This is a genomic window from Thermotoga sp. RQ2 (genome assembly GCF_000019625.1).
GTDB classification, from domain to species: domain Bacteria; phylum Thermotogota; class Thermotogae; order Thermotogales; family Thermotogaceae; genus Thermotoga; species Thermotoga maritima.
Map to the genome: position 1 here is coordinate 1385862 of NC_010483.1, position 15799 is coordinate 1401660.

A 15799-nucleotide genomic window follows, 5' to 3' on the forward strand; every position below is an offset into this window, starting at 1 on the left:
TATGAAAGAAAAAAAGGATTTGACTGAAAGAAAATTTCTTATTTATTCTCTATCAATATTTGTAGGATATTTATTATTAGCCTTTTCTAGTTCAGGAAAATTTTCTCAAGAACCTCAGAGATTGAGCTGGACGATGCTCTTTTTCCTGACAGCAATAATTTTCGAAATTATCAGCATAAAAACTTTAGAATTTACTCACGGTAAAGTGGAAACTTCTGCCGCTTTTGTTGTGAACATCTTTGTAGCTGCACTCTTGAACCCACTGGTAGCTTCTATCATTAACGCCACATCGGCTATCACTTTTAAAATAATAAAATTTCTGTTTGGAGAACGTTATCCTATCAGTCGGTACGTTTTTAATCTCTCGCAGATAGCGGTATCAACTTTCTTAACAAGCCTCCTCTTCCACCGTCTATCCGGAACAAACACCTTTCAAAATATTCTCGCTATTCTACTGAGTACCGTTGTCTATTTTCTAATCAACAACGTCTTTGTGTTTTTTGGAGTTTACATCCTCACCAAAGGTGATATCCGTGAAACCGCTTCCAAGGTTCTGTCAGGTCCTGTCACGAGCATGGCCCTCATGATACCTGTCATAGCAGTCATTTACATTCTTTATCAGTACATCGGGTTCGTAGCCATTCCCGTATCTCTGGCAGCCGTTCTTTCCATTCAGGTAGGAAACTACTACAGGTACAAGTACTACGAAGCAAAACTGGAACACCTGAAACTCCTTGCAAAGAGTCTTGAAGAAAAAGATGAATACACCCGCGGTCACAGCGAGAAAGTGGCAGAACTTGCAAAGAAAATGGCCAAAAGACTTGGATTTTCACCGAAGATGGTTGAAAGAATCTACAACGCCGCTTTCCTGCACGACATAGGAAAAATAGGAATTCCGGACCACATTCTGAAGAAGCCCACCATCCTCTCAAAAGAAGAAATGATGATGGTGAAAAACCACCCTATCATGGGTGAAGACATACTGAGGGAAGTTGACATATTCAACAACAGAGAGAGCAAATGGGTAAGGCACCACCATGAAAGGTGGGACGGGAAAGGATATCCCGATGGTCTGAGAGGAGAAGAGATCCCTCTGCCTTCCAGGATAATATCCGTTGCCGATGTGTACGAAGCGCTCACAAGTGACAGACCTTACAGAAAAGCACTCAGTCACGAAGAGGCAAAGGAAATCATGATGAAAAACATGAAGGGAACCGTTCTCGATCCCAGACTCGTCGATCTGCTCTTTGAGATCCTCGAAAAAGAAAAGGAGGAAGAAGAAACATGATGATCGATGTTTTTCTTATAGCTTTGCTTCTTTCGATACTGACGGGAAACATCAAAAACGTTTTGAAATACAACTACAAAGGGCTCTATCTATTCGCCGTTCCTTTTGTGCTTCAGCTTCTTCCATGGAAGGAAATTCTCGTTCCCCTATCGTTTGTGATGCTCTTTCTTTTCTTTATCTGGAACAGAGATATTCCCGGCTTCAAACCGATGGCAGTCGGTGCTGTTCTGAACGGCTTCACCATGAGCGTCAACGGTGGAAGGATGCCAGTATGGGAGCCCACCCTTAAACTTCTCAATCTGGATCTCGATTTCAAACACATTGCATTCACTGAATTTTCCTGGAAAACTTTCCTCGCAGACTACATACCAGTTTATCTTCCGTGGGGAAGGAAGTTCGTTATAAGTGTGGGAGACATACTCGTGTTCGTCGGTGTTTTCATCTTTTTCGCTCTAAAACCTCGATTCCAAACCCAACCGTCCCGGGTCCCACATGAGTCGTGATCACCTTTCCCATCGTCGATATGATCTCGTCGACAACCTCGTAACTTCTTCTGAGAGCGTTCAAAAGCTCCACGACTCCGGCCTCGTTGTCCGCGTGAACACCTATCACTCTCAGTTTCGAACCTTCAGGAGTATCCTCACGCAGTTTTTCTATGAGGGCTTCTATTGCCTTTTTGTCTCCTCTGACCTTTCTGTAAGGGATGAGCTCACCGTTCTCTATGTGAAGACACACTCTTATCTTGAGAAGATTTCCCACGAATCCCTGGAACTTCGACACCCTTCCTCCCTTGACAAGGTAGTCGAAATCTGAAACATAGAAGATCGCTTTGAAGTCTTTGTTCTTCATTCTCTCATCGAGTTTTTTCAGTACTTCCTCGATGGTGGCACCATTTTCGAGCATTTCACGAGCCACACGAGCTGGAAGGGGTATCGCACCCGAAGCAAGAAGGGTATCCACAACGTAAACGGGTATGTCCACTTCCTTGGATGCGAGAACGGCGGAATTGTAAGTTCCGGAAAGCTTCGACGATAAAGTGAGAACCAGAACAGCATCGTAACCCTCTTCTTTGTACTTCAGATATCTCTTCTTGAAATCCTCCACACTCGGTTGGGAAGTTTTTGGCACACTGCCTGCCTCTCTTATTCTCTTGTAAAAGTTCATTATCTCTTCCGGCTTTCTTTCGTCAGGCTCGGATCTTCCGTCTTCCCACACCACGTACAGTGGAATGCTGTCCATATCGTATTTTTCCATCCAGGAAAAAGGAACATCGGCTGTGCTGTCAACGAGAATCTTTACCTTCATCAGTTCACCCCCCTATCCTCTCCTTTATTATGGAAGCCGCTCCGAGGATTCCGGCGTCTTCGACGAGAGGGCTCGCCACTATTTCGTAGGTTCCCACAAAGGATGGCATGATGTAATCCACCACTTTCTCTCTCAGGGGACCAAACAGAATCTCTCCCGCTCTTGAAATTCCTCCACCTATGATCACTATCTCCGGGTTGAATATGTGTATGTAGCCCGCTACGGCTCGTGCCAGGGCATCCACCACCCTGTCTCTTATCATCAGAGCGAATCTGTCTCCCTGTCTTGCGGCGTCAAAAAGGTGCTTGGCGTCTGCCTTTTCGGGTGAACCCGCGAGTTTGTAAACCAGAGAGTCGTGATATTTCTTGTAGCCTTCTCTGAGAAATCTCCTTATCGCCGTTGCGGATGACACAGCTTCAAGACAACCCCTTGTACCGCAGTTGCACATGGGGCCATTGGGTTCGACGACAACATGCCCGAGTTCCGCTCCTATTCCATCCCTTCCCGTGAGGAGGTGTCCGTGAGTGACAACTCCTCCGCCAATGCCAGTTCCAAGTGTCAGAGCCACTATGTGATCGTATCCTCTTCCGGCTCCGAACCACTTCTCTCCAAGGACAAACGCGTTCGCATCGTTTTCAAGAAAAACTTTCTTCCCAGTTCTCTTTGCCAGCTCATCAGTTAGTGGAACGTTGTGCCAGTCCGGAAAATTAGGGGAGAATCTGACAATCCCATTCTCTCTATCTATCGAACCTGGAGATCCAATGCCAACGTAAGGCGTTTCTTCTCCATCAGCCACCTCCAGAATCGCTTCGGCGATTCTTCTTATCACATCTTCTTTTCCGTTCTCTACGAGAGTATCCCGAGTTACTTTCTTCAGTATTTTTCCATCTTCACTCACGAGTCCTACCGAGAAGGTAGTTCCTCCAAGATCAACTCCTATGAGCTTCAACTTCGGCACCTCCTGCTCAGTATCTTGCTTTTTCCTTGTCTATCAATTTCAGAAATTCTTCGTTTGAAGAAGTTTCGGAAAGTTTGTTCAGTATGAGCGTCAAGCCTTCTTCTTCCGTCATTGCAGAGAGCATCCTTCGTAAGAGCCAAACCTTCTTGAGAGTCTCTTCATCGAGCAACAGCTCTTCCCTTCTTGTTCCGGAAAGCAAAAGATTTATGGCTGGGAAGATTCTCTTGTTCGCCAGCTGTCTTGAGAGAACCAGCTCCATGTTACCTGTTCCTTTGAATTCCTCGAATATGACCTCGTCCATCTTCGAACCCGTTTCCACAAGAGCGGTAGCGATGATCGTGAGGCTTCCACCTTCACGGGTGTTTCTCGCCGCTCCAAAGAATCTCTTGGGTTTGTAAAGGGCGGCTGGATCCACACCTCCCGTTAGAAGTTTTCCGCTGGGAGGAACTACTATGTTGTACACTCGAGCAAGTCTTGTCAGACTGTCAAGGAGTATAACAACATCGTAATTGAATTCCACCAGTCTCTTTGCCATTTCCAGGGTGAGCTCGGCGACCTTTACCTGTTTGTCTGGGGGCATGTCAAAGGGAGCCGCTATGACGATTGCATTCGTTGACTCCTTTATATCCGTAACCTCTTCCGGTCTTTCATCGATCAGTAAGATTATTCTTATGGTATCCGGGTGGTTTTCAGCGATACCGTTCGCTATTTCTTTGAGGATAGTCGTTTTACCGGCTTTTGGAGGTGCCACGATCATTCCTCTTTGTCCCTTCCCAATAGGAGCGAAAAGATCTATCAATCTGGTGGAATATATCTTTGGGTTGGTTTCAAGGATGAAGCGTTCTCTGGGGTAATCCGGAGTCAAGTTGTCAAAGTTTACTCTGTCGTTGACCGCTTCGACTGGTCGATAATTTATCGCTTCGATTTTTATCATGGCGAAGTACTTTTCGCCTTCTTTCGGTTTCCTTATAACCCCGGAAATTATATCTCCCGTGTTCAGGTTGAACTTCCTTATCTGAGAAGGGGATATGTATATATCATCGTTGCTTGGAAGAAGGTTGTCCTCGAGCCTTCTCAAAAAACCAAAACCTTCAGGATGAATTTCCAGTACACCTTCACCGAAAAAATAACCGGTGGATTCGGTTTGGGCTTTCAAAATGGCAAAAATCAAGTCTCTTTTTCGCATAGAAGTGTATCGAGGAATACCCAGGGATTTTGCTATCTCGTAGAGCTGTTTTATGTTCATGGATTCCAGCTCTGATATGCTAATGGCTTTCTGTTCCTCTGTCAATTTTTCACCTCCTACTGATGGAAGGCAACAAGGGAGGGAAAGAAAAAGGAGGCATCAGCCTTCCTGACTGGATGCCTCCACAAGCTGAACGAGCGACATCTCAGCGGCATCTCCTCTTCTGAAACCTATCCTCAGAACCCTCACATAGCCTCCGTGTCTCCCAACGTAGTTCTTCGCTATTTCATCCACAAGTTTGTTTGTCAATCGTCTGTCTCCAAGCACAGCGTTTATCTGCCTCCTCAGATGAACGCTTTTGGCTTTATCATCAGTTGTGGCGGCTTCTATGGCCTTGCTGACAAGTTTATCCATTAATATCTTCAGAGCTTTTGCTTTTGCTGTTGTGGTAACTATCGAACCGTGTTCAACGATTTCTCTTGAAAGGTTTCTCAAGAGACTTTTTCTGTGGCTACCATATCTTCCAAGTCTGTGCCTCTTCACTCTATGTCTCATCTTTCATTCCCCCTTCCTGAGCTCAAGACCGAATTTTTCTTTCAATTTCTCCTTGACCTCATCGAGAGATTTCTGACCAAAATTCTTTATCTTCAAAAGCTCTTCCTCTGTTTTGCTGAGAAGATCTCCGATCGTTTCTATTTTAGCTCTCTTCAAACAGTTGAGAGATCTGACCGAAAGCTCGAGTTCATCTATCTTTCTGTTGTAAACATCCAGATTCTCCCTGTTTTCTTCTTCATGATCAACGGCGGGAATTTCTGCTTCTTCTTCCTCGGATGTGATGATGTATTCCTCGGAGATCTTCAGTTCAGGCAGACCCTCCGTCACGATTTTGAAATGATTTATCAGGATGTCCGCAGCCTTTCTGAGGGCCTCTTCAGGTCTTATCGATTTCTTCGTCCAGATTTCAAGAATGAGCTTGTCGTAATCCGTCCTCTTTCCAACACGAACGTTTTCCGTCAGAAAGTTCACTTTGATCACAGGGCTGAAAACTCCATCTATTGGAATCCATCCCACGTCAGGTCTTTCTTCCCTCTCAGACACGGGAACGAATCCCTTTCCCACTTCTGCGTAGACTTCGAAGAAAAGATCTGCTTTAGAATTCAAGGTGGCGATGTGTAGATCCGGATTCGCCACTTCGATACCAGCCGGTGTCTTTATATCACCCGCGACAAGTTCGCCCGGTCCCTTCTTTTCTACCTCCATCTTTATTGTACCTTTCACAGTCACGTTGACCCGAAACTGAACTTTCTTCAAGTTCAGGATTATATCCAGTATGTCTTCTTTTACTCCTTCAATGTAATCGTATTCATGGTACTTTTCTGGCTTTATGAATCTCACTCCAACGATTGCGAGAGAAGGTATGGAGGAGAGAAGAACTCTCCTCAATGCGTTTCCTATCGTGATGGCATATCCTCTTTCAAGCGGAGAAAGCGAAAATCTTGCATAATAATAGTCCTTTTCCTCTCGTTCTTCCTCCACCTTTAATTTTTTCGGTATCACAAACTCTATCATTCACATCACCTCGAGTAGAATTCGATAACTGTCTGAAGATCGACTGGAAGATCGGTAACTTCCTCAAGGCTCGGATATCTCAGGAAAGTGCCTCTGTAGTTGTCGTAGTCGACTTCTATCCAGGGTACAACGCTTCTTTCTTTGTTGGCTTCTACAGCCTTTTTGATCACTTCGAGGTCTCTGCTTTTTTCTCTCAATTCAACTACATCGTTCGGCTTCAGAAGATAACTCGGTATATTCACTTTCTTTCCATTCACGAGGAAATGTCCGTGATTAACCAGCTGTCTTGCCTGTCTTCTGTTTATAGCGAATCCCATTCTGTACACGACGTTGTCCAGTCTGGCTTCAAGTATCTGGATCAAGTTCTCTCGAGTGTCTCCTGCCTTCTGCATAGCTTTTTCCACGTACCTTTCGAACTGTCTTTCAAGTATGCCGTAGATTCTTTTGACGGTTTGCTTTGCTCTGAGCTGTATACCGTACTGCGTGAGCTTGGCTCTTCTCTGACCGTGCTGACCCGGTGCGTAAGGTCTTCTGTCAAAAGCACACTTATCGGTGTAACACCTTTCTCCTTTAAGATAGAGTTTCATTCCCTCTCTTCTGCAAAGCTTGCAAAGAGGTCCTGTATATCTCGCCATTTCGTTCCCTCCTCACACTCTTCTTCTCTTCTTGGGTCTGCAGCCGTTGAACGGAATAGGAGTAACATCCTTTATCTGGTTGATTTCAAGACCGGCGCCCTGAAGCGTTCTTATCGCAGGTTCTCTTCCCGGGCCAGGTCCCTTCACAAGAATATCGACTTTTTTGATGCCCATTCTGAGAGCTTCTCTTGCCACTTTATCGGCTGCCAGCTGAGCAGCGTAGGGTGTTCCCTTCCTTGTTCCCTCGAATCCCACCGTTCCTCCGCTGGCCCAGGTGAGTGTATTTCCATCTTTGTCAGTGAGAGTAATTATGGTGTTGTTGAAAGTGGATTTTATATGCACCACTCCGTAATCGAAGCCAACTTTCTTCTGTTTCCTTGAAGAGCTTCCTCTCTTTCTTGCCATTCAATTCCCTCCTTTACATTATGAAGACTTCTTTTTGGTCTTTATTCTGCTCGGTCTGGGTCCTTTTCTTGTCCTTGCGTTTGATCGGGTCTTTTGACCTCTAACGGGGAGCCCAAGTTTGTGTCTGATACCTCTGTAACACCCTATCTCTATGAGTCGTCTGATGTTTCTTTCAACCTCGCTTCTGAGTTCTCCTTCTACCTTGAAATGATCCTGGATGTACTTGGTGATCTTGCTGATCTCCTCATCGGTGAGGTCTCCCACTCTCTTTTCCGGATCTATACCAGTGTTTTTCAAAATTTCAAAGGATCTGCTCCTTCCAATTCCATAGATGTAGGTCAGCGCCACCCAGACCTTTTTGTTGTTTGGAAGCTCAACACCTACGATACGAGCCATTCATTTCCCTCCTCCTTAACCTTGCTTCTGATTGTGTTTTGGATTAACCTTACAGATAACATAGACTCTCTTCTTCCTTCTGATTATTTTGCAGTGTTCACATCTCTTCTTCACAGAAGCCTGAACCTTCATTCTCCTCACTCCTTTCGTTACTCTGGTTTTTTTCTATAAACGATTCGCCCTCGAGTGAGATCGTACACAGAGAGTTCAACAATAACCCGATCTCCAGGAACCAGTCTTATAAAATTTTTCCTCATCCTGCCAGAAACGTGGGCGAGCACTTTGTGCCCATTGTCTAATTCTACTCTAAACATAGCGTTAGGTAAAGCCTCTATTATGGTCCCTTCCATCCGGATGACATCTTCCTTTCCCATTTCATCCCTCCTTGGTCAATATCTCCACCCCATTTTCTGTTATCAGAATCGTGTGTTCAAAATGAGCGCATCTGGAACCGTCCACTGTAACGGCTGTCCATCCGTCTTCTTTCACAACAACTCTCCAATCTCCTTCACTCACCATGGGTTCTATGGCCAGTGTCATACCCTTTCTTAATATCACACCCGTTCCGGGTGTTCCGTAATTTGGAATTTGAGGATCTTCGTGGAGTTCTCTCCCCACTCCATGACCCACATAATCCCTGATCACGTTGAAACCTGCCGATTCAACTGTTTCTTGAATGCAGTGCGAAACATCTCCAAGTCTGATGCCGGGTTTTATCATTTTTATAGCTTTTTCCAGTGCCTCTCTTGTTACTCTCACCAGCTCTTTTCCTCTTTCATCGGTTTCTCCAACTATGTATGTAACGGCCGCATCACCGTAAAGTCCCTGATACACCGCTCCAACATCCACAGAGACTATGTCTCCTTCTTTGAAAACCTTCTCCTTGAGGGGAAGACCGTGCACCACTTCCTCATTCACGGAAACACACGTTGCGTACTTGTAACCACCGTATCCCTTGAAAGCCGGCTTGACTCTGAGTTTTTTGAAGATCTCCAGAACAAGAATTTCAACGTCCCATGCGGTTTTCCCCGGAACGATCACTCTTTCAACTTCCCTCAAAGCTACTGCGACCGCTTTTCCGGCTTTTTTCATCTTCTCGATCTCAGAGGGTGTCTTTATTCTTATCATTTATCACTCCACCCTACTATCTTTAACACTTCAGCAATCACGTTGTCTATTCCTATGGTACCATCCACTCGTTTGAGAATGCCCTTTTTATCGTAGTAATCAATCACCGGCTGTGTCTTTTCGAGATAAACCTTGTACCTGTGTCTCACTGTTTCCTCTTTGTCGTCTTCTCTCTGAACGAGCTTCACTTTACAATCATCGCACAGTTCATCCTCTTTTGGAGGAAGTGAAATCAAATTGTAAATTCTTCCACATTTTGGACAGATCCTTCTGGCTGTGAGCCTCTGAACAACCACTTCTTCAGGAACTTCAAAGAGTACAGCAGCCGTGAGCTCTTTGTTTTGATTTTTCAAAAAGTCGTCGAGGAATTCTGCCTGAGCAACAGTTCTTGGATAACCATCCAGTATGAATCCTCTTTCACAATCTTTTTCTGAGAGTCTTCTTTTCACAACCTCGTTCACGAGTTCATCCGGAACGAGTTCTCCTCTTTCCATGATCTCTTTTATCTTCTTCCCAAGTTCGTCGTTCTCTTTCTTTACAATGTCCCTGAAGATGTCACCAGTGGATATATGTGGAATACCTGTTATTTCCTGTAATCTCTTTGCGTAGGTTCCTTTTCCCGCACCCGGAGGTCCCAGAAAGACGAGGTACGCCATCATCTTCTCCCCCTTATTCTACCCTTTTTGATGAATCCTTCGTAGTGTCTCATCACCATATGGGTTTCCATCTGTTGAATGATGTCAAGAGCGACTCCCACAGCGATCAAAGCGGAAGTGCCTCCAATCCAGACGTTCACCTTTATGGCTCCCTGTATCAGGTAGGGAAGAAGGGCTATAACTACGAGGAAGACCCCTCCGATAAACGTCACTCTGTTCAGAACTCTGTGGAGGTACTGCTCCGTTGATCTTCCAGGTCTCAAACCGGGAATGTAACCCCCATACTTCTGGATGTTTTCGGAAATCTCTCTGGGATCGAATATCACAACACTGTAAAAGTAAGTGAAGAAGAAAACCAGCAATCCATAGATGAGAAGGTAGAGAAATCCTCCTGCTCTGAAGAGACTTTTAAGAGTCTCGTTGTTCGTTATTGAAGCGATCGCAGAGGGTATTGAAACTATGGCACTCGCAAAGATGATGGGGATCACACCACCCTGGTTCACCTTTATAGGAAGATACGTGCTGGCTCCTCCATACACTCTCCTTCCCGTAACCCTTCTTGCGTACTGGATAGTAACCCTTCTTTCCGCCTGCTGAACGAGTATGATCCCGAATATCGTGATGAGAGCAACAGCTATGAGAAAGATCCATTCCAGGAGATTCAGACCGCCGAGATACGCCCGTCTGATGTAGCTTGGGTACCTTGCCACTATTCCTGCGAAGATCAGGATCGAGATACCGTTTCCTATACCCTTTTCTGTGATCCTTTCACCGAGCCAGAGCAGAAACATGGTTCCCGCAAGCATGGACATGGTGGAGAGAACGGTGAACTGAAGCACATTAACACCGGGAGCTATCATGTCCGGGTTCGATCTTGCAAGGGAAAAGGAAACAAAGAAAGCCTGAAAACCACCTATCAAGAGTGTGAGACGCCTTGTGTATTTCGCAAACTTCCTTCTTCCCTCTTCACCCTCTCTGAGCATCTCCTTGAGTGAAGGCATAACGGATGCCAGAAGCTGAAGGATGATCGATGCGGTTATGTAGGGAGTGACACTCATGGTGAAAACAGAGAACTGACTGAGAGCTCCTCCAGTGAACACATCGTAGAAGCTCAGAATTCCAGCGACACCAGCGGTTTCCGCTATTCTTCTGAAGATTTCCCCCCACGCTTCCAGATTCAATCCAGGAACGGGGATGTAAATCCCCATCCTGAAAACGATCAAAGCGAGGAACGTGAAGATGATCCTGTCACGAAGCTCTGGTATTTTAAAAGCGTTTTTAAAAGCTTGCCACATTTCATATCACCTCAGCCTTACCACCAGCACTTTCTATCTTTTCTACAGCGCTCTTACTGAAAGCGTGTGCTTTGACTACCAGTGGCTTGGTGAGTTCTCCGTCTCCGAGGATCTTTATCCCATCTTTCAGATCTTTTATGATCTTTCTTTCGATGAGTTTTTCAGGAGTTACTTCTTCGTTGGCTTCGAACCTTTCTTCGAGAACTTTGACATTAACAACCGCATAAACCTTTTTGTTTATGTTGTTGAATCCTCTCTTGGGGAGTCTTCTGTGCAGAGGCGTCTGTCCACCCTCAAACCAGATGTGAACCTTTCCGCTTCCTCTGGCTTTCTGTCCTTTGTGTCCCCTTCCACTGGTTTTTCCGTGCCCAGATCCGGGACCCCTACCGACTCTTTTCCTCTTTTTCATTGCCCCGGGAGTTGGCCTCAGATCTTCAAGCCTCATGCGTTGCTACCCCCTTCCTCAATCTCCTCTACTTCCACCAGATGCCTCACCTTTCTGATCATACCTCTGATCTGTGGTAGGTCATCCTTTACGACTATCTGGTTGAGCTTCCTGAGTCCAAGCCTCTTCACCGTATCCTTTTGATCCCAGGAATAACCGATGGGACTCTTGACCAGTTTTATCTTCAGCTTCTTAGGCATTGTCCTCCCTCCTCACACCTTTGAACACTTCTTCGACTGAGATATCCCTGAGTTTTGCAACTTTTCTTGGATCCAGGAGATTCTTCAGACCGTTCATTGTTGCAAGAGCGAGGTTCAAAGGATTGGTGGACCCGAGCGATTTTGTGAGTATGTTCTGAATACCCGCGAGTTCAACAACTGCTCGGACAGTACCACCTGCGATGATACCTGTACCTGGCGCTGCTGGTCTCAGAAGCACTTTGGAAGCGTCCTGTCTTCCTATGATTTCGTGCGGTATGGTTCCGTTGATTACAGGAACCTCTATGATATTTCTCTTTGCAGCAGATATGGCCTTTCTGATCGCTTCAGGAACCTCTCTTGCCTTTCCTATTCCCAGTCCCACTTTACCGTTTTTGTTTCCAACTATTGCAACAACTCTGAAGCTCAGATTCTTACCACCCTTTGTGACTTTGGAGGTTCTCCTTATTTCTATTATCTTCTCTTCGAATTCTTCATACTGTATTTCTTTCATAACTCCCTGTGTTTCCACAGTACCACCCTCCTTCAGAATTCGAGTCCAGCTTCTCTGGCACCATCCGCCAGTGCCTTAACCCTACCGTGGTACTTGTATCCGCCTCTATCGAACACGACCTTCTTTATTCCCTTTTCGAGAGCCCTTTTTCCTATGAGAAGCCCTACTTCTTTGGCTGCCTCTACGTTCCACGTTTTCTGAAGCTTTTCCCTCAGCTCGGGGTCGAGAGTAGAAGCGGAAACAAGAGTGTGGCCTATAGTGTCATCTATGATCTGTGCGTATATGTGTTTATTGCTTCTGAAAACACAGAGCCTTGGTCTTTCGGGAGTTCCAAACACCTTTTTCCTAACTCTTCTGTGCCTTCTGAGTCGCTGCTCTTTTTTTGACTCCTTCTTTATCATTTCAGCTACCCCCTTTATGCTTTCTTACCTTCTTTCTGTCTCACCACTTCACCAACATACCTGATTCCCTTTCCGGTGTAGACATTTGGTGGTCTGAACGCTCTGATCTCAGCGGCAACCTGTCCAACCCTCTGTTTATCGATGCCAGAAACAACTATCCTGTTCGGTGCAGGAACTTCAATTTTCACATCAGAGGGTATCTCGTAAACAACGGGATGAGCGTAACCAAGGTTCATCACTACTGTATTCCCCTGAAGCTGAGCCCTGTAACCGATTCCTACGATTTCCAGCTCTTTCTTGTAGCCTTCTGTTACACCAACAACCATATTTCTGATGAGGGACCAGTAAGTTCCCTGGAACATCTTTATCTTTCTCCAGTCAGATTTTCTTATAATCTGATTCTCGTTGGGTCTTACCCAGACTTCATTACCTTCAACTTCTATTTTCACGTAAGGGAGAAATTCCTGACTGAGTTCTCCCTTGGGTCCCTTCACCTTAACAACGTTGTCTTTTATTTCAACCGTAACACCCTGTGGTAAGACTATGGGCTTTTTCGCGAGTCGAGACATTCAAAACACCTCCTCACCAGACGTAAGCGATTACTTCTCCGCCGACTCCAAGCTGACGAGCTTCTTTATCTGTTAGAACGCCCTTCGAAGTAGTGAGTATAGCTATTCCAAGACCGTTTTTCACTTTTGGAATATGATCCTTGTCAACGTAAATTCTCCTACCTGAGTGAGACACTCTGACGATACCGTGAATGACTCTTTCTCTGTTCTTCCTTCCGCCTTTGTATTTGAGGTAAACCCTCAGTATTCCCTGCTTTCCATCCTCGATGTATTTGTAGTCCGCTATGAATCCTTCTCTTTTCAGGATCTCGCAGATCTTCTTCTTGAGGTTAGAAGCAGGTATATCCGTATATTCTTTGAAAACCATATTGGCATTTCTGATTCTTGTTAGCATGTCGGCAATTGGATCGCTCCACACAGTACCATCCCTCCCTTACCAGCTTGCCTTCCGAACTCCGGGGAGCTTTCCTTCCAGAGCAAGCTTCCTGAAACAAACCCTGCAGAGTCCGAATTCTCTGTACACCGCTCTCGGGCGTCCACAGATGTGGCACCTTGTGTACTCACGAACCTTGTACTTCTTCGGTTTCTTCCATCTTTCTATCATCGCCTTCTTGGCCATTCATCTCACCTCCGTTATCCTCTCTTGAAAGGCATGCCAAAGAGCTCAAGAAGCCTTCTGGCTTCCTGATCTGTCTTTGCAGTTGTGACGATGGTGATGTCCATTCCTTGTATTCTTCTGACTTCATCCGGACTCAGTTCAGGGAAAACCAGCTGTTCTGAAAGACCAAAGGAGTAATTCCCTCTTCCGTCAAAGGAATTGGGATCGAGTCCCCTGAAGTCCCTCACCTTGGGCAGCACGATGTTTATGAGTTTGTAGAGAAAATTGTACATCCTTGCTCCTCTGAGGGTTACTTTCAAACCTATCGGCATTCCCTTCCTTATCTTGAAGTTGGAAATACTCTTCCTCGCCCTTGTAACGATTGGTTTCTGCCCTGTAATTTTTGCGAGCTCGTTCGCGTGTCGTTCTATGAGGTCGTAGTTTCTGGAACCTTCGCCAATTCCCATGTTTATAACGATTTTGACCAACTTTGGAACCTGATGGATGTTTTTGTAGTTGAACTCTTTCATCAAAGCGGGTACTATTTCCTTTTCGTACTGATCTTTCAGAGGAACGTATTCATATCTCATACCGATTCCTCCCTCAATCTTTGTCAATGATCTCACCACACTTCTTGCAGTATCTTACCTTTTTTCCATCTTCGGTGAACCTGTAGCCAACCCTTGTTCTCTTATCACAAGCAGGACAGACAACCATGACTTTGGATGCGTAAATTGGCGCTTCTCTCTCTATGATTCCACCCTCACGAAGCTGGGGAATAGGTCTCTGGTGCCTTTTCACCATGTTCACATTTTCAACGATGACTTTGTTTTCCTTTGGAATCACTCTGAGTACTTTTCCCCTTTTTCCCTTGTCTTTTCCAGAAATTACTTCGACGAGATCACCCTTTTTTATCCTCATCTCCGTATCACCTCACCAAACTTCTGGTGCGAGGGATACTATTTTCATGAAACCTTTTTCTCTGAGTTCCCTCGCAACCGGTCCAAAGATTCTGGTACCTCTGGGAGCGTTGAACTTGTCAATGAGAACAGCCGCGTTGTCATCGAATCTGATGTAAGTACCATCACTCCTTCTGATTTCTTTCTTTGTTCTCACGATAACTGCTCTGACCACGTCTCCCTTTTTCACATCAGAATTTGGGATGGCTTCTCTGACTGAACACACGACTATATCTCCAACCGTTCCGTACTTTTTATGAAACCCACCGATAACCCTTATAACTCTGAGCTTTTTGGCACCGGAGTTATCAGCCACATTGAGGTAGGTCTCTTGCTGTATCATGATTCAACCCCTCCCTTGCCCTCGACTGCTTCTATTTCTTCCTGAATGTCCTCTTCTTCTTTCAGTACTCTTTCGGGTTCAAACCTTTGAATGATCCTGACGACTCTCCATCTCTTAGTTTTGCTGAGAGGCCTTGTCTCTTCTATTTCAACAACATCTCCTATTTTACATTCGTTCCTTTCATCGTGTGCGTGATATTTTTTCGTCCTTTTCACGTATTTTTTGTAAATCGTGTGCTGAACGAGCTTTTCCACGGCAACAACTACTGTCTTGTCCATTTTATCGCTCACAACTATTCCAGTCAAACGTTTCCTGGGCATATTTTCACCTCCTTATGCCTAACTCCCTCTCTCTAAGAATGGTCTTTATTCTTGCGATGTCTCTTTTAGTGAGCTTTATGAGAGAAGTATTCTTCAGCTGTCCCATTGCAAGTTGGAATCTGAGTTCCATGAGCTGTCTCTTCTTTTCTTCGAGAAGATTCTTCAATTCTTCATCTGTGTAATTCCTGAGTTCGGAAGCCTTCATACTGCCTCACCCCCAATATGGTGACGGGGAACTACCTTAGTAGCTATGGGAAGTTTACTCGCAGCGTACCTGAGAGCTTCATGGGCTGTTTCCTCATCGACTCCCGCCACTTCAAAGAGAATCTTCCCGGGTTTCACAACGGCGACCCATCCTTCAACGTTACCCTTACCTTTTCCCATCCTGGATTCAGGTGGTTTTTTCGTGTAAGGTTTGTCAGGGAATATTCTTATCCAGATCTTTCCGGATCTTTTCATAGCCCTCAGCATGGCAATTCGGCAAGCTTCTATCTGCTGGGCTGTGATCCAAGCTGGTTCGAGTGCTTTGAGACCCCATTCACCGAACTGAACAAATGTTCCTCCCTTGGCTTTTCCTTTCATTCTTCCTCTTTGTTGTTTTCTGTATTTGACCCTTCTTGGCATCAACATGG

28 protein-coding genes are annotated in these 15799 nt (G+C 45.3%); 2 read left to right on the forward strand and 26 right to left on the reverse strand.

Features of this window, described 5'->3' with window-relative positions:
• Window position 1 precedes the first annotated feature (1 nt).
• Together TRQ2_RS07020 and TRQ2_RS07025 are read left to right on the forward strand one after the other, a co-directional pair.
• A complete protein-coding gene (locus tag TRQ2_RS07020) occupies window positions 2-1288 on the forward strand; it encodes an HD domain-containing phosphohydrolase (RefSeq protein ID WP_012311089.1) in 1287 nt (428 codons plus the stop codon).
• Window positions 1285-1791 carry a DUF5317 domain-containing protein gene (locus TRQ2_RS07025; protein WP_008195054.1) on the forward strand — a complete coding sequence of 169 codons (507 nt, stop codon included), beginning with the start codon at window positions 1285-1287 and terminating at the stop codon, window positions 1789-1791. Before TRQ2_RS07020 ends, TRQ2_RS07025 begins: the two co-directional genes overlap by 4 nt.
• On the opposite strand, the gene TRQ2_RS07030 is transcribed toward TRQ2_RS07025, so the two are convergent.
• The 26 genes from TRQ2_RS07030 to rplP are packed head-to-tail and all read right to left on the reverse strand — an operon-like array spanning window position 1727 to window position 15797.
• Entirely contained in the window at window positions 1727-2593 is an 867-nt protein-coding gene (locus TRQ2_RS07030; RefSeq protein WP_012311090.1) for a DegV family protein, read from the reverse strand. The two genes, TRQ2_RS07025 and TRQ2_RS07030, sit on opposite strands and share 65 nt — an antisense overlap.
• A gap of 4 nt (window positions 2594-2597) precedes the next feature.
• Window positions 2598-3542: an ROK family protein gene (locus TRQ2_RS07035; RefSeq protein ID WP_011943805.1), complete on the reverse strand. Its 945-nt coding sequence runs from the start codon at window positions 3540-3542 to the stop codon at window positions 2598-2600.
• Window positions 3543-3558: 16 nt separating this feature from the next.
• Window positions 3559-4842 carry a transcription termination factor Rho gene (gene rho, locus TRQ2_RS07040; protein WP_011943804.1) on the reverse strand — a complete coding sequence of 428 codons (1284 nt, stop codon included), beginning with the start codon at window positions 4840-4842 and terminating at the stop codon, window positions 3559-3561.
• A gap of 54 nt (window positions 4843-4896) precedes the next feature.
• Window positions 4897-5292, reverse strand: a complete 396-nt coding sequence (gene rplQ / locus TRQ2_RS07045; protein WP_011943803.1) for a 50S ribosomal protein L17 — start codon at window positions 5290-5292, stop codon at window positions 4897-4899.
• Between the two features lie 3 nt (window positions 5293-5295).
• Complete coding sequence (locus TRQ2_RS07050; RefSeq protein ID WP_011943802.1) at window positions 5296-6306, reverse strand: DNA-directed RNA polymerase subunit alpha; 1011 nt, start codon at window positions 6304-6306, stop codon at window positions 5296-5298.
• Window positions 6307-6311: 5 nt separating this feature from the next.
• Window positions 6312-6941 carry a 30S ribosomal protein S4 gene (rpsD, locus tag TRQ2_RS07055; RefSeq protein WP_011943801.1) on the reverse strand — a complete coding sequence of 210 codons (630 nt, stop codon included), beginning with the start codon at window positions 6939-6941 and terminating at the stop codon, window positions 6312-6314.
• A gap of 12 nt (window positions 6942-6953) precedes the next feature.
• Window positions 6954-7346: a 30S ribosomal protein S11 gene (gene rpsK / locus TRQ2_RS07060; protein WP_011943800.1), complete on the reverse strand. Its 393-nt coding sequence runs from the start codon at window positions 7344-7346 to the stop codon at window positions 6954-6956.
• A gap of 18 nt (window positions 7347-7364) precedes the next feature.
• A complete protein-coding gene (rpsM, locus tag TRQ2_RS07065) occupies window positions 7365-7742 on the reverse strand; it encodes a 30S ribosomal protein S13 (RefSeq protein WP_004081785.1) in 378 nt (125 codons plus the stop codon).
• Between the two features lie 15 nt (window positions 7743-7757).
• Window positions 7758-7874, reverse strand: a complete 117-nt coding sequence (rpmJ, locus tag TRQ2_RS07070; protein ID WP_004081787.1) for a 50S ribosomal protein L36 — start codon at window positions 7872-7874, stop codon at window positions 7758-7760.
• Window positions 7875-7891: 17 nt separating this feature from the next.
• Entirely contained in the window at window positions 7892-8116 is a 225-nt protein-coding gene (gene infA, locus TRQ2_RS07075; RefSeq protein WP_004081789.1) for a translation initiation factor IF-1, read from the reverse strand.
• A 1-nt stretch (window position 8117) separates the two neighbouring features.
• Window positions 8118-8870 (reverse strand): type I methionyl aminopeptidase, encoded by a 753-nt coding sequence (gene map, locus TRQ2_RS07080; RefSeq protein WP_011943799.1) that lies wholly within the window; start codon window positions 8868-8870, stop codon window positions 8118-8120.
• Window positions 8867-9529: an adenylate kinase gene (locus TRQ2_RS07085; RefSeq protein WP_011943798.1), complete on the reverse strand. Its 663-nt coding sequence runs from the start codon at window positions 9527-9529 to the stop codon at window positions 8867-8869. Before TRQ2_RS07085 ends, map begins: the two co-directional genes overlap by 4 nt.
• Complete coding sequence (gene secY, locus TRQ2_RS07090; protein WP_012311091.1) at window positions 9526-10821, reverse strand: preprotein translocase subunit SecY; 1296 nt, start codon at window positions 10819-10821, stop codon at window positions 9526-9528. The genes TRQ2_RS07085 and secY overlap by 4 nt, the downstream gene beginning before the upstream one ends.
• 1 nt (window position 10822) lies before the next feature.
• The gene (gene rplO / locus TRQ2_RS07095; RefSeq protein ID WP_011943796.1) at window positions 10823-11266 is read right to left on the reverse strand and encodes a 50S ribosomal protein L15; all 444 of its coding nucleotides are present in this window, start codon (window positions 11264-11266) and stop codon (window positions 10823-10825) included.
• Window positions 11263-11466: a 50S ribosomal protein L30 gene (gene rpmD, locus TRQ2_RS07100; protein ID WP_011943795.1), complete on the reverse strand. Its 204-nt coding sequence runs from the start codon at window positions 11464-11466 to the stop codon at window positions 11263-11265. Before rpmD ends, rplO begins: the two co-directional genes overlap by 4 nt.
• Window positions 11459-11977, reverse strand: a complete 519-nt coding sequence (rpsE, locus tag TRQ2_RS07105) for a 30S ribosomal protein S5 (RefSeq protein ID WP_038034562.1) — start codon at window positions 11975-11977, stop codon at window positions 11459-11461. Before rpsE ends, rpmD begins: the two co-directional genes overlap by 8 nt.
• Window positions 11978-12009: 32 nt before the next feature.
• Window positions 12010-12378 carry a 50S ribosomal protein L18 gene (rplR, locus tag TRQ2_RS07110; RefSeq protein ID WP_004081803.1) on the reverse strand — a complete coding sequence of 123 codons (369 nt, stop codon included), beginning with the start codon at window positions 12376-12378 and terminating at the stop codon, window positions 12010-12012.
• Between the two features lie 14 nt (window positions 12379-12392).
• Complete coding sequence (rplF, locus tag TRQ2_RS07115) at window positions 12393-12947, reverse strand: 50S ribosomal protein L6 (RefSeq protein ID WP_011943793.1); 555 nt, start codon at window positions 12945-12947, stop codon at window positions 12393-12395.
• A 13-nt stretch (window positions 12948-12960) separates the two neighbouring features.
• Window positions 12961-13365 carry a 30S ribosomal protein S8 gene (gene rpsH / locus TRQ2_RS07120; protein WP_008195021.1) on the reverse strand — a complete coding sequence of 135 codons (405 nt, stop codon included), beginning with the start codon at window positions 13363-13365 and terminating at the stop codon, window positions 12961-12963.
• Between the two features lie 15 nt (window positions 13366-13380).
• Entirely contained in the window at window positions 13381-13566 is a 186-nt protein-coding gene (locus TRQ2_RS07125; RefSeq protein ID WP_008195018.1) for a type Z 30S ribosomal protein S14, read from the reverse strand.
• A 14-nt stretch (window positions 13567-13580) separates the two neighbouring features.
• On the reverse strand, window positions 13581-14135 hold the full coding sequence (gene rplE / locus TRQ2_RS07130; RefSeq protein ID WP_008195012.1) for a 50S ribosomal protein L5: 555 nt from the start codon (window positions 14133-14135) through the stop codon (window positions 13581-13583).
• A gap of 13 nt (window positions 14136-14148) precedes the next feature.
• On the reverse strand, window positions 14149-14466 hold the full coding sequence (gene rplX / locus TRQ2_RS07135) for a 50S ribosomal protein L24 (protein ID WP_011943791.1): 318 nt from the start codon (window positions 14464-14466) through the stop codon (window positions 14149-14151).
• Window positions 14467-14478: 12 nt separating this feature from the next.
• Entirely contained in the window at window positions 14479-14847 is a 369-nt protein-coding gene (rplN, locus tag TRQ2_RS07140; protein WP_011943790.1) for a 50S ribosomal protein L14, read from the reverse strand.
• The gene (rpsQ, locus tag TRQ2_RS07145; protein WP_012311092.1) at window positions 14844-15167 is read right to left on the reverse strand and encodes a 30S ribosomal protein S17; all 324 of its coding nucleotides are present in this window, start codon (window positions 15165-15167) and stop codon (window positions 14844-14846) included. The genes rplN and rpsQ overlap by 4 nt, the downstream gene beginning before the upstream one ends.
• 4 nt (window positions 15168-15171) lie before the next feature.
• Window positions 15172-15372, reverse strand: coding sequence for a 50S ribosomal protein L29 (rpmC, locus tag TRQ2_RS07150; protein ID WP_004081820.1), 201 nt, complete (start codon window positions 15370-15372; stop codon window positions 15172-15174).
• Complete coding sequence (rplP, locus tag TRQ2_RS07155; RefSeq protein ID WP_011943789.1) at window positions 15369-15797, reverse strand: 50S ribosomal protein L16; 429 nt, start codon at window positions 15795-15797, stop codon at window positions 15369-15371. Before rplP ends, rpmC begins: the two co-directional genes overlap by 4 nt.
• Between the last annotated feature and the right edge of the window lie 2 nt (window positions 15798-15799).